The organism is Paenibacillus sp. W2I17 (genome assembly GCF_030815985.1).
GTDB lineage: Bacteria > Bacillota > Bacilli > Paenibacillales > Paenibacillaceae > Paenibacillus.
Genome location: NZ_JAUSXM010000001.1, coordinates 1,866,066 through 1,878,145, shown reverse-complemented (window position 1 = coordinate 1,878,145; position 12,080 = coordinate 1,866,066). Strand labels below are relative to the sequence as shown.

13 protein-coding genes and 1 pseudogene are annotated in these 12,080 nt (G+C 45.9%); 12 read left to right on the top strand and 2 right to left on the bottom strand.

The annotated features are described in order from the left end of the window. Positions 1-177: 177 nt before the first annotated feature. On the bottom strand, positions 178-600 hold the full coding sequence (locus QF041_RS08000) for a hypothetical protein (protein WP_076318675.1): 423 nt from the start codon (positions 598-600) through the stop codon (positions 178-180). Between the two features lie 123 nt (positions 601-723). Between QF041_RS08000 and QF041_RS07995 the strand changes: the two genes are divergently transcribed. After that, positions 724-1,068, top strand: a complete 345-nt coding sequence (locus QF041_RS07995; protein ID WP_289392176.1) for a hypothetical protein — start codon at positions 724-726, stop codon at positions 1,066-1,068. 171 nt (positions 1,069-1,239) lie between these two features. Here QF041_RS07995 and QF041_RS07990 read toward each other — a convergent pair whose 3' ends face one another. Continuing rightward, positions 1,240-2,529: a Gfo/Idh/MocA family oxidoreductase gene (locus QF041_RS07990; RefSeq protein ID WP_307413401.1), complete on the bottom strand. Its 1,290-nt coding sequence runs from the start codon at positions 2,527-2,529 to the stop codon at positions 1,240-1,242. Between the two features lie 128 nt (positions 2,530-2,657). Here QF041_RS07990 and QF041_RS07985 point away from each other — a divergent pair, with 128 nt between their 5' ends. The 11 genes and pseudogenes from QF041_RS07985 to QF041_RS07935 form a co-directional block, all read left to right on the top strand. Continuing rightward, a complete protein-coding gene (locus tag QF041_RS07985) occupies positions 2,658-3,560 on the top strand; it encodes an AraC family transcriptional regulator (RefSeq protein ID WP_307413399.1) in 903 nt (300 codons plus the stop codon). After that, complete coding sequence (locus tag QF041_RS07980) at positions 3,557-4,003, top strand: RidA family protein (protein ID WP_307413398.1); 447 nt, start codon at positions 3,557-3,559, stop codon at positions 4,001-4,003. Before QF041_RS07985 ends, QF041_RS07980 begins: the two co-directional genes overlap by 4 nt. A 21-nt stretch (positions 4,004-4,024) precedes the next feature. Continuing rightward, the gene (locus QF041_RS07975) at positions 4,025-4,585 is read left to right on the top strand and encodes a GNAT family N-acetyltransferase (RefSeq protein ID WP_307413396.1); all 561 of its coding nucleotides are present in this window, start codon (positions 4,025-4,027) and stop codon (positions 4,583-4,585) included. A 116-nt stretch (positions 4,586-4,701) separates the two neighbouring features. Then, positions 4,702-4,908, top strand: a complete 207-nt coding sequence (locus tag QF041_RS07970) for an aminoglycoside phosphotransferase family protein (RefSeq protein WP_307413395.1) — start codon at positions 4,702-4,704, stop codon at positions 4,906-4,908. 64 nt (positions 4,909-4,972) lie between these two features. Beyond that, positions 4,973-7,195 (top strand): class I SAM-dependent methyltransferase, encoded by a 2,223-nt coding sequence (locus tag QF041_RS07965; RefSeq protein ID WP_307413394.1) that lies wholly within the window; start codon positions 4,973-4,975, stop codon positions 7,193-7,195. Continuing rightward, positions 7,192-7,770: a histidine phosphatase family protein gene (locus QF041_RS07960; RefSeq protein WP_307413392.1), complete on the top strand. Its 579-nt coding sequence runs from the start codon at positions 7,192-7,194 to the stop codon at positions 7,768-7,770. Before QF041_RS07965 ends, QF041_RS07960 begins: the two co-directional genes overlap by 4 nt. Positions 7,771-7,903: 133 nt before the next feature. Continuing rightward, positions 7,904-8,278, top strand: a complete 375-nt coding sequence (locus QF041_RS07955) for a hypothetical protein (protein ID WP_307413390.1) — start codon at positions 7,904-7,906, stop codon at positions 8,276-8,278. 185 nt (positions 8,279-8,463) lie between these two features. Then, positions 8,464-9,468: an ABC transporter substrate-binding protein gene (locus QF041_RS07950; protein ID WP_307413387.1), complete on the top strand. Its 1,005-nt coding sequence runs from the start codon at positions 8,464-8,466 to the stop codon at positions 9,466-9,468. Positions 9,469-9,567: 99 nt separating this feature from the next. Beyond that, positions 9,568-11,238 (top strand): helix-turn-helix domain-containing protein, encoded by a 1,671-nt coding sequence (locus QF041_RS07945; protein ID WP_307413385.1) that lies wholly within the window; start codon positions 9,568-9,570, stop codon positions 11,236-11,238. Between the two features lie 91 nt (positions 11,239-11,329). Beyond that, positions 11,330-11,647 carry a hypothetical protein gene (locus QF041_RS07940; RefSeq protein ID WP_307413383.1) on the top strand — a complete coding sequence of 106 codons (318 nt, stop codon included), beginning with the start codon at positions 11,330-11,332 and terminating at the stop codon, positions 11,645-11,647. 89 nt (positions 11,648-11,736) lie between these two features. Then, positions 11,737-11,919, top strand: a pseudogene (locus QF041_RS07935) (hypothetical protein); the annotation flags it as partial. Between the last annotated feature and the right edge of the window lie 161 nt (positions 11,920-12,080).

Below are 12,080 nucleotides of genomic sequence, written 5' to 3'. Positions count from 1 at the left end.
TTGATCCGTAACTGGCTGAGCGGTGAGATACAGAAGCAGTTCTGTTCTCACCGCTTTTTGACATAAAATGATTCTTCAGCAGATGAGTGGTTGCATGGGTTATAATTATATATTGGAAGGGAGCACCCGTATGCAGACATTTGGGAACCATTGTATGGCTTGCGAAAAGAACCAGCATTACTTCCGGGTACACGGCCGTTTCAGTTTTTTTCTTCCGGCGGTTGGCCGATAGATCGACTCGACGCTGGAAAGAGGAAATAAAATACGGGAAGGGACTCTGCCTTTTCCCTGGAGTTCAAGATAATCCAGTCCCACGCCCACAAGTCTGATATTGTTAAATGCATTCCTGGAAGGGAAAGTCGTGCGGATTCCCACTCTGACGCCTCGCCGTGTTCGAGGAATATCAAATACCCGAATGGAATTCAGACTGAGAGGAATGAATAACTGACGGTTTACTTTGATAAACTGCCTTGGATAGACACGACGAATACGTCCCGGTTCCAACCCGGAGAGTGGAGTATTCAGTTCTGCAAGGTGCCCCTGGAGTTCTGCCAGGCGCTGCTGAAGTGTTTTTCCAGTATGGAGATGCTGCCAGCTCATAAGTATTCCTCCGTTCGCCATTTGTACCTAGTATATGAAGGAACGGGGTAGGAAGGTGTACGTTTGATAGCCCATGTTCGTTACGGCTAACGGGGTTTCATTTATAATAGAGGAGTGATTCAAATGATCGTAGAGATGTATAAAGACCTCATTCAGGATGAGCGTGGCAATTATTATCTGGCAGTACAGATGGATGGCAATGAGCTTACGCTCGTTAATGCATTCGTTGAAGCGGCATTCACACCTGAACTGATCTACAATGAAGAGTTCCGTGCCAAGCATAAGGAGATGGAAGGCGGGTTTGTAGGCAAAATTGCGATGGACCTGTTAAGGCACGATGTGGTCATGGGGATGAAGCAAATCGACCGCAAGCTGTTGAACCTGTCGGATGTGGAACAGCAGTTCACGGTAAATTATATTGATACGATTGAATTTTATCGTCACCCGGCGTGGAACCGGAAGGTGTAAAAGGAAAGACATTTCCTCTGTAACCAGAGAGAGGATTCTTCTCCAATCAAATTGGCCATGGTTCTTACTTATACCAGCAACAGAATATATTGAGATGTAAAAGCGCAAGTGCAGGGCAGTAAGCCTTCGCAACTTGCGCTTTTTGGCGTATATGGTAACGACGTGTGAGACTTAGAAACGAACCAGATTATTGACGTTGACAGGCAAACCTGTGGCGATGGCGCGATTGGCAGCAATACCCGTCAGAATGGATCTGGCACCGTCCACGTGGTTAGCAGCACGATGGAACGGATCTTCAACAGGCTCTCCAAACAGATCATTCAGCAGAACCGGGTCACCTCCGCCATGTCCACCTGCTTTCTCTTCCACTTCAACCTCATATGGCGCATCGAACATCGGGAGAACCCGCAACGTTTTACCGATTAATGCACCTTCCTTACTTTTATCACCCAATGAATTGACATAGGATTGCTCCACAATGTTCATCTCAATCCGGCCTTTGGTGCCATTAATGGCAATGCGATAACCTTCCCATGGCTGGTAGGCAACGAGGGAGTAGGTAAGAATGGCTTTGTTCCGATACTTCACAAGAACACCCATCGTATCCTCAATGTTGATGCCATCCCCAAATACACTCTGATCCCGCTGATAACCATCTTCTGATTCAGCATCCAGATACATGGATTTCATATGAGCATCCGAATCCAAATGCAGTGCAAAAGGGTCCTCCTTTGCGATCGGGTTGCCGGTTGCCCGGTTGTAGAACTGCGTTACACCGCGTTCTTCTGCGTTTTCTCTGCCGTAATACATCAGATCACCAAATGCAAACACGGTATCCGGTTGCGAGCCGATCCAGAAATTCACCAAATCGAAGTGATGGGTGGATTTGTGCACGAGCAGTCCGCCGCTATTACGCTTGTCCCGATGCCAACGGCGGAAATAATCTGCCCCGTGGCGGGTATTCAGCAGCCATTCAAAGTGAACGGAAGTGACTTTCCCGATCGTATCATTCAGAATAAGTTCCCGAATCTTAGTATGGTGCGGTGCATAACGGTAGTTAAAGGTGACCCTTACATTCTGTCCAGTTCGCTTGACAGCATCCAGAATCTCCTGACATTTCTCCTCATCGATGGTCATCGGTTTTTCAGTGACAACGTCACAACCCAGTTCCATCGCACGAATGATGTACTTGTGATGGGTGCGGTCAACGCTGGTTACGATGACATAGTCAGGCTTCTCGTTCTCAATCATCTGATCAAACTGATCTGCAGGATAAGTGGGTACCTCATGATAATTGTACTTTTCCTTCAATAGTTGATTCGCGTAGTTCATTCGGACTTGATTTATATCGCAAAAGCCGACAAGCTCGGATGTATCCCTGTAATCCCGGGTCAAAGCACCATAAAAAAATTCGGCGCGGCCGCCAGTTCCGACTAATACATAACGTTTCTTGTTACTCATGTCTATCGCCTCCTTGAAATATAGCTCTAGACTATAACAAGGGAGTACTTCTTTCGCCGCATTTTATGCGTAACCGCTTTCAAATGCCGCATATTTTGCTATAATTTATGGAAAGGAGAGAGGGCGAAATGACAGAACCTTTCAGTGCAGATTTTCATGATCCCTTGGATTTACTGCACATCGAATATGATCGTCGCATTGGATATTTCTCGATGACGGATGACCATCTGCATGATCATTATGAGTTATATTACCTGTTGTCTGGTGAGCGTATCTATTTCATTAAGGACCGGACCTACCGGGTAAAGGCTGGCGATTTGGTGTTTGTTGACCGAAATACGGTTCATAAAACATTGGAGAGTGGCATGCCCGACCATGAGCGGATGGTGCTCTATTTGAAGCCGGAGCTTTTTGCTGGCATGTCGATTTCCGCGGAGTTAGTTGAAGGCTTAAAGGAACCCTTTTGCTGGGAGATTCCTATTGTAAGGTTTCCTTCACAGGTCACGGAGGTTCTAGAACGGATGGTTAGCGAAATGGTGGATGAAATGCTTTGTCCTCAACCCGGAAGCAACCTGTTGCTCCGTCACCGGGCTATTGAATTGTTGCTGCATGCCTATCGTAATCAACACCTGGGCAGGTTAAGCTCCGATGATCGTGAGCCGGTTCTTCATCCCAAGACACAGGCAGTTGTACGTTACCTGAATGAGAACTATCAGAAACCATTGACACTACCGGAGATGGCGGGCATGTTTCGCATTAGTCCGCATTATCTGAGTCGATTGTTCAAACAAACGACGGGGTTTACCTTCAGTGATTATCTGAATCTGTTACGGGTGAAGGAAGCACAGCGTTTGCTGCGAGAAAGTGAAGAATCCATTACAGACATCGCTTGGCTTGCGGGGTTCAGTAACTTCTCTCATTTTGGCAAGATGTTCAAACGTACCGTTCAGGTATCACCAAGAGTCTATAGGCAGGAATACAAGGAATCGGGTTCCGTGAGGACCCTAAAAGAGGGAGAGAATATACGATGATTGAAGCGAGATTAAATGAACTGGGGATCATTTTGCCACAGGCCAGTGCCCCCGCAGCGAAATACGCCAATGCCGTTATTGTGAATGGAATCATGTATGTATCCGGGAAAGGTCCGGATACCTCCGAACGCGGTAAAGTTGGAGCAGACTTCACAACAGAACAGGGATATGATTTTGCCCGAAATGCCGGACTGGAGGTGCTCGCTGTCGTTCGAGACGTGCTGGGTTCACTGGATCAGGTGAAGAGAGTGGTTAAAGTGCAGGGGTTTATCAATGCGTCCGCTTCGTATCAGGAGCATCATAAAGTGCTAAATGGATTCTCGGATCTGATGTTGGAGGTATTTGGGGATCAGGGGGCACATGCTCGTTCAGTATTCGGGGCAGTGTCCGTAAGGGATAATTTGCCGCTGATCATTGATTCCATATTTCAGGTAGAGGAGTAGGTATAACCATTTAATCCGATCATGTTAACGATACCCGAGAGCTTCCATACGGAACGCCTCACAATTCGAGCACCGAAGTGGGGGGACGGTGCGGCTGTTAATGAAGCGGTCCGTGAGAGTGCGGAGCAGCTGCGGTTGTGGTTACCTTTTGCCGAGAAAATCCCTTCATTGGAAGAGTCTGAAGTGACTGTTCGTAAAGCAAGACTGCAATATCTGGAGCGTACCGACATGATGTTACATTTGCGTGATAGACATACCGATGAATTCGTAGGCAGCAGCGGGTTACATCGCATCGATTGGAACGCCCGCTGTTTTGAGATCGGTTACTGGATTCGAACATCGCGAGCTGGTGAGGGTTTGATGACGGAAGCGGTGAAAGGCATTGAGCAATTTGCCATTACTCATCTGGAGGCGAACCGGCTGGAAATCCGCTGTGATGCCCGCAATGTGCGAAGTGCCAAAGTAGCGGAACGAGCGGGTTATACACTGGAAGGTATACTGCGCAAGATGCGGCGGGACAGCACAGGTACGCTGGTTCATTGTATGGTTTTCTCCAAAGTCAGAGGCAGTGAGTTCGAGTAAAGGGAGGATAGGTATGGAGCGAATCGGTCAGGGAAGAACTGCGGAAATCTATGCGTATTCGAACGAGCACATTATGAAGTTATATCGAATTGATTTTCTACTCGTAGCAGTCCAGAATGAATAAAACATTGCCTGATCAACAGCAGATCTGTCATGGCGATTTTCACCCTGATAATGTTATGCTCAGTGAGGCTGGCGATCAATACTGGGTCATCGATTGGATGACTGGTATGTCCGGTGATCCTGCGGGTGATGTGGCTCGAAGCTGGGTAATATTAATGAGCGGCACATTGCCGGAAGATACAGAGCCAGTTATACAGTAGTTCAACTTATAAACGAATCTAACTATATTATATATAAGGGTAGAGAAAGAGAGGGGACTTATTCATGCTGTATTCATTAAAGGCCATACAATCATACAAGTCAGGTAACACGCCGGAAGCCCAGCAGCAATGGCTGCAACTGCTGGCAGCAGCGGAGAAGCCCCATATTAACCTCGAACGCATTCATTCCATTGCCGAACTTGAGGGAACTAATCCGGTGCTGGATTACACCGAGCGTACACTTCACGTGCTGGAGGAGCTTCAGGTTTCTTTTTGGGTGCGAGAAATTCTGGAGGACGTATTAATCTGGTCAGAGACGGCGAAGGCTGGATCACGGGAGCAGCGGCGGGTATGGCAAAAGCAGGGCGTTAACTTGTTTGTACACAATGTGGGGTCCGCTCAGTTATATGATCTATACGCAGGAGCAGAGCACCAGGATAATGACATCGGTAAGACTAAGGAGACGAGTATAAATCAACCTGGTTCTCCGAGTGCTACTATAAGTAAGAGTACAGATATAAGCGAGCATACTGCGCCGACTTCACACACACCAAGGCATGAGATTATTCGTACTCTGATTGCTACGCATGGACTTATTGGTCAATACATACGCGGTGAGATTCCATTTGCCGAGAATGCTCCGCTCCACGCCTTGATCGTCAAAGGGTGGCTTACTACAGATGAACTGCACACCATACTGATGGCATTAAATGAATGCATTATTGCAGGCGTTGATCCAGCGTTATGGAATCAGGTTCAGGCTGAGGTACAGCGAATTGTAGGCTGGATTATCGCTGGACCTGTTCATGAAGACTGGAGCGTGAAAGAACGGTTATCCCGCTTAAGAAGTTCATCTATTCGGCAGGGAGAAGCTATGGATACGGCGTACGCCAAGCTCCAAACCGAACTGGATGTAGAACAGGCGCTGGCTCCGCTGGCTCATCGCACATTATGGTATGTGGAGTCGGCCATGCAGGATTTTTCGTTGCAGGAGATGGTGAAAGTGTTCCTGTTGACGCTTCGCAGCGAAAGTATGAATCCAACATCCATGGAGAGTCGATCTGAAATCGTTCGACATATCAGCTTCGAACCATTGATGAATACGATGTATTACGATTACAAAGGGGTCAAGAAGCTCAATATTTACAAGAAACGAATGATTGAAAAATATTTGGAACAGTATGCGTGGGAACAGATTACGGCAGGGGAGCAGATCGTCAATCCCCATCTAACACATCGCATTGAGCGTCATGCGGATCTGCCGGATACACTGTTTGTGACCTTTGAATTTTCTCCAGCGGCTGAGAAGCTGATTGCATTCTGTATTGAAGCAGAAAAGTCGCCGTTATACGAGAAGGCTGTACTGCTGTTATTTGACCTGTTCGGATTACGCCGGGATGCCTATGACCGCTTCCACAACGAAGAGACTTATTTGTCCGATATGAACAGCTCCGGTGATTACAAAAAAGTACTGCTTGACTATATCGTTGGTAAACGGGTACTTGATATCGGTCCAGGTGGAGGAATTCTTCTGGATCTGATTGAGCAGGAAAAACCTGAAGTGGAGCCGATTGGTATCGATATTTCAGCCAATGTCATTGAAGCGCTGGAGCGCAAAAAACAACGTGAGGGACATCGCTGGCAAGTGATGAAGGGCGATGCCCTGCAACTGGAGCAATATGTGCAGCCGGGCACCGTGGATACGGTTATTTTTTCATCCATTCTGCATGAATTATATTCATATATTGAACTGGACGGTCGAAGATTTAATTCTGATACGGTTGTGGCAGCGCTGAGAAGTTCATTCCGTGTGCTGTCACCTGGAGGAAGAATTCTGATTCGGGATGGCATCATGAGTGAACCTGAGGCACAGAAGCGCCGGATTCGTTTTCTGGAACCAGATGGGATGCGCTGGCTGGAGCGGTATGCAGAGGATTTTCAGGGACGTGCAATTAAATATGAACGGATCTCAGACAACGAAGTAGAGATGCCGATCAACGATGCAATGGAATTTCTCTATACCTATACGTGGGGCGAAGAGGCATATGTGCATGAAATTCAGGAGCAGTTCGGTATATTCACGCCGACAGCCTATGAGAACTGTATTCGAGAAGCGCTGGGTGAACAAGCCGAGCTTATTACTTTCCGACATTTTCTCCAGGAGGGGTACACGGAAGCACTTGGAGAACGAATGATCTTTATGAAGGAAAATGGTGAGCCTGCGCCTTTGCCAGACAGTACCTGCCTGATTGTCATTGAGAAGAAAAAAGGGTTGGCGGATGGATGATGAGTGAGGCCAGTACGTTTTTGTATTTTGTTAGACATGCGGAGTCTAGATATGTTGAAGGACAGGAACGCGAGCGTGGACTGACAGAGCAAGGTCATCAAGATGCAGGAACGGTTGCCAGTCTGCTCCATGGGGAGCAGATTCAACTGTTCTATTCTAGCCCTTACAGGCGAGCGGTGGATACGATTCAGATTCTGGCAGATCAGTCAGGTGGAATTGTGGTGACAGAGGAAGATCTGCGTGAACGCCAGTTATCGAGTTTGGATGTGAAGCATGATAATTTTCGTGAAGCCAAGCAGCAGTTGTACCGTGATCCTACGTATGCGTATTCAGGTGGGGAGTCTGGTGAACAGGCTCGCTCAAGGGCAGTAGCGGTAATCGAGAAAATTTTGGATAAACATGTGGGTCACAAGGTAGTCATCGGAACCCATGGAGATGTAATGACGCTTATTTTACAACATTATGACTCTTCCTACGGTTATGATTTCTGGGAGAAGACTACGATGCCGGACATCTATAAGTTGCAGTTTGATGGAACGCGCAAGTTGGTCCAGGTCACCCGATTGTGGGAGTGACAGAGTTATATATGAGAAATTCAATATGAGGAACTTCAATTGGATCATTTTACAGCCGATCCTAATCGAATGATGAAGCGTTTTGTTATACCTGAGATGTATTTGACATGATGAGGAACTGGAGGAGAGATCAATGAGCAAAACGGATGTGGAGAAGCTGCTGGCGGATCTTAATGAGGGACGGATTCTGACCCAGCAGACATTCGAAGGATTGGATGTGGAAATTTATCTGGATGAAAGGGATGCCTCTGCATTTGCTGACGAGTGGATGCAAGCTTTTGAACGATGGGCTCAAGATAAAGTGGTGGCTGAAGAAGAGGTGCTGCGCGCATGCAGGGAACAGGCGTTCAAACAGACCTTGGCTCTCACCGGCGAACCTGAGTTAGCAGGGTATGTGAGTGATGATATGGGTTTAATTGGTGCTGCACTGTTACAGGGTACGGCGAACGATTCCTTTGTGGATCAACTGTTGGAAAGTTATCGTCAAGGCAGGTTGCCCCTGCGATAAGCGGGGGAGTACCAACAGGGTTGTTTTCGTTTGTATAAAAAAACAGCATCAAATGTACATTGTGGGTCAGCTGAGGCATAAGGTACAATTCACCTAAGCAATAGATGAGAATGATAATCATTATATATTATGTGTATAACATTCTCACGGTTACATCAACAGATCATATAGGGGTGAAGGGTAACATGGTAGGTTTAGTTAAAGGTTTCAAAGAGTGGGCGATTACATTACTGCTCATGGGTCTGGTTATTTCAGGATGTAGTACAAATACCGCTACGAATGCGGAAAAGACTCCTGCAACTGAAACTGAAAGTGCAGCTTCTGGAGAAAATACTTCTGGAAACGAGACAGAGCCTGCGACACGAGTTGTACAGGATGAATTTGGAGATGTGACGATTCCGGTTCAACCACAGCGGATTGCTGGAATATATGTGGAAGATTATCTGAAGGCGCTCGATATTAAACCTGTAGTGCAGTGGTATAATCCGATGTGGGGTGTACAGGATTATTTAGGACTGGATGTTCCGAAATTTGATACTACTGGGAGTATTGAAGCTTTGTTGGAGTATGATCCGGATCTCATCATTGTAGATGGTGGGGTAGATATGGAGAAATATGAGATGTACTCCAAGGTGGCACCGACGTATCGTCTGCCTGAGAGTGTACTGCAGGATTCCAATCAAATTTTGAAAACCATTGCCGATGTTGTAGGGAAACCGGACAAGGGTGAAGAAGTTGCTGCGGCATTTGAGGCCAAGATTGCAGATGCTAAGGCGAAGTTGCAGGAAGCGGTCGGGGACGAGACCGTTGCAGTTGTCCGATTGAATGTTAACGATGATACACTGGCACTGTTCGGTGTGAAAAATAGGTTCACCGGATTTATTTATTCGGAGCTTGGCCTAACACCTCATCCTCTGGTTAACAAGATGGAAGAATACCAGGAAATTCTGTCTGAAGAGGCCGTGCCGCAACTGGATGCAGATCATCTTATTGTGTTCCCTTCCAATGGTGAATGGTCTTCTCCTGAGAACAAGGAAGCCTTGAAGGTACTTGACAGCACATTGTGGAAATCTCTTCCGGCCGTTAAAAACAATCAGGTGTACATCATGGAAAGATCACATTGGCAATCAGGTGCGATTACGGCAAATTCCATGAAAATTGATGATCTCTTGGAAAAAATGACTCCATAAGAATAATCCCATAAGAAAGAAAGTTCTTCAGTCAGGGTTGAAGAGCTTTCTTTTTTCGTATACACTATTTTAAATGATAATAATTCTCAGTTAAGGACGATGAACATGTGCCACACGATAATACAACTGATTCCCAAGCCCTGGCTATGCTCACTTCAGCATATGGAATACGTAGATCTCCATAAGTCTCATATCGATAAACGTTTGTTATACAAAATGTCGTCTTCACACGCTATATTCGTTGTAACGTCTGGGAAGGGTTCTATAGTTTGCTCAGATCGGGAATCTCATCTGGAAAAAGGAATGATTATGTTTGTTCCGGCTGGAACATCCGTTAAAATAGAAGGTTCGCCTTGGACAGAAAGTGAATTGCAGTATTATAAGCTTGATCTTATGGTGGCTGAGTTGAAAGAAGAGACTTCAAACGCTTTGTCTAGAAGAAACACGGAGAAGCAGCAGGAACTTTCCCAAAGTCCAGATTCTCCGACATTATTACCTCTTATGCAACTCAGTTACAATCCGTGGAGTTCCTGTCTGGAAGCCTTGGAACAAATACTGCGTCAACAGGTCACTGGCGATTGGCTGGAGCAATGGGAGGTACAGCTTCGTTTTCAGGAGTGGTTTCGTGCCTTGCTTCGCCATAGTGCCCCCGCAACAGAAGTACCCGATGACCGTGCCCGTCTTCAAAGTTCAATTCGTTATATTGGCGACCACTATGATCAGACCATAACCGTGGATGAGCTCGCAGCAGATATTGGTCTAACAAGAGCCAGCTACACTCGGCAATTCAAAAAAATTACGGGCAAGCTCCCGCTTGAATATGTAAATGCGGTTCGGCTGGAGCGCTCGAAGCAACTATTGCAGCTGACGGATGATCGTATCCATGAAATTGCACAGAATGTGGGATTTAGCAGCGAGTATTATTTTGGCCGCCGATTTAAGCAATATGCTGGTATTTCACCTGGGTTATACCGCCGTCATCACCGTCAAGAGGTTCGTGTCTTTGCTCCTTATCTGGAGGACTTTGTGTTGGCTCTTGGCGTAAAACCTGTACTGCAATGTTCGCATCATTCTTGGGGCAGGCAGCAATATTTGGGGTTGGATGACGTACCTGAATTTGATGTGAGCCAGATGGATGCGCAGTTTAATCTGGGTAATGTACCGGACTTTATCATGCTGAACAAGGGATATGATCGATGGAATCTGGACCGCTTTGAGCAGGTAGCACCTACTTTTTACGTAGATCATCTGGGAGAGGACTGGCGCTCCATTTTAAGATCGACAGCCGATGTGTTGGGAAAAGTGAATCGGGTTCAAGATGTAATTGGTGCGTATGAGGACAAGGCAATGGAAGGTAAGAGTCGGTTATCACGTTATATGCGTGGTCAGACGGTAGCTTTTTTACGCATATCTGCTTCGGATATTACTCTCTATGGGGATCAGCAGGGTTACGTTGGCCCTGTAATTTATCAGGATCTTGGACTGACTCCGCACTCCCGTGTGCAGCAATGGACAAGACACGAGCGGAGGATTTTCATTGGATTGGATCAGCTAAGTCAGCTTCATGCGGATCACTTGTTGATTACATTTGACACTGGAAATTCTGCTAAACCTGGAGATGAGCGCGAACTGCTGGACAGAGAAGAGTGGAAACGTCTGCCTGCGGTGAAGAGTGGCAATGTGTATGAAGTGGACTTCATGTCGTGGATGAACTACGGTGTGATCTCTCATGGGAAGAAGATTGAGGATGTATTGCGGTTTATGGCTTGAGGGATGGGAGCTAAAACTACAAACTAGCTGGTTTCCACTAATCTGATTTACTGTATGATATAGGAAAAATGAATTGGAGAATAGACATCCTATGCAGAAAAAAATTTGGGCCTTACTTTTAGTAGTAGCTGTTATTGGAATGATTCCTGTGACAGAGGTATCGACGAATACGGTTGCCGAATCGCATGAAATTTCGGGTGAAGATCTTCCTGAAAGCTTAAGATATGACTCTAATCATCCAGATATAATTTATGTGAAGGATTGTGGGGTCTTCGAGAAAGTTGATTCGAGTTTAGTAGATTACGGCGAGGAAGAAGTTGTTTTCGATGATGTACAAAAGGTAACAGATAAAACGAATGTAATTGTTGCTTATGATGCAACTTACATCAAAACAGGTGAATGGGAATAGCTAATTCATTAGATTTACAATCTGGAAGCGCAAGGAGAGATTTATTCTTCTTGGGCTTTTTTTATATCCAATAAAAAAATAAAATTCCAGAATTCGACCTGAGCATGAAAGAAGTAAATGATTTCATCAACTGGTATGAAGCCAAGCAAGTGGGAAGCGGAAAAGCTTCGTATGCAATCGATAAACATGACAACAACAAAGGACCTTTTAAGAGTCGGAAGGATTATATCCTGTTTGATCGGGTGCTGACGTTTGAGGTAAGTGAATACTAAAAAATGTGAAGTTCCTCCAGCTTAGCTGAAGGGGCATCTTTTTGTTTACTTTGATGAATGAGCCAATACAACTACCCAAAAGGCTTGTTTCATCTTATTTTAGTGTAGCGTTTACAAAAAACTGGATAACGAGCACAAAATGTAAAAGCGGATGTCCTTGA

What these genes read in the sequence shown, in the direction of transcription:
- QF041_RS08000 (WP_076318675.1), bottom strand. Translation starts at nt 600, where the DNA reads ATGAGCTGGCAGCATCTCCATACTGGAAAAACACTTCAGCAGCGCCTG.
- QF041_RS07995 (WP_289392176.1), top strand. Translation starts at nt 724, where the DNA reads ATGATCGTAGAGATGTATAAAGACCTCATTCAGGATGAGCGTGGCAAT.
- QF041_RS07990 (WP_307413401.1), bottom strand. Translation starts at nt 2,529, where the DNA reads ATGAGTAACAAGAAACGTTATGTATTAGTCGGAACTGGCGGCCGCGCC.
- QF041_RS07985 (WP_307413399.1), top strand. Translation starts at nt 2,658, where the DNA reads ATGACAGAACCTTTCAGTGCAGATTTTCATGATCCCTTGGATTTACTG.
- QF041_RS07980 (WP_307413398.1), top strand. Translation starts at nt 3,557, where the DNA reads ATGATTGAAGCGAGATTAAATGAACTGGGGATCATTTTGCCACAGGCC.
- QF041_RS07975 (WP_307413396.1), top strand. Translation starts at nt 4,025, where the DNA reads ATGTTAACGATACCCGAGAGCTTCCATACGGAACGCCTCACAATTCGA.
- QF041_RS07970 (WP_307413395.1), top strand. Translation starts at nt 4,702, where the DNA reads ATGAATAAAACATTGCCTGATCAACAGCAGATCTGTCATGGCGATTTT.
- QF041_RS07965 (WP_307413394.1), top strand. Translation starts at nt 4,973, where the DNA reads ATGCTGTATTCATTAAAGGCCATACAATCATACAAGTCAGGTAACACG.
- QF041_RS07960 (WP_307413392.1), top strand. Translation starts at nt 7,192, where the DNA reads ATGATGAGTGAGGCCAGTACGTTTTTGTATTTTGTTAGACATGCGGAG.
- QF041_RS07955 (WP_307413390.1), top strand. Translation starts at nt 7,904, where the DNA reads ATGAGCAAAACGGATGTGGAGAAGCTGCTGGCGGATCTTAATGAGGGA.
- QF041_RS07950 (WP_307413387.1), top strand. Translation starts at nt 8,464, where the DNA reads ATGGTAGGTTTAGTTAAAGGTTTCAAAGAGTGGGCGATTACATTACTG.
- QF041_RS07945 (WP_307413385.1), top strand. Translation starts at nt 9,568, where the DNA reads ATGAACATGTGCCACACGATAATACAACTGATTCCCAAGCCCTGGCTA.
- QF041_RS07940 (WP_307413383.1), top strand. Translation starts at nt 11,330, where the DNA reads ATGCAGAAAAAAATTTGGGCCTTACTTTTAGTAGTAGCTGTTATTGGA.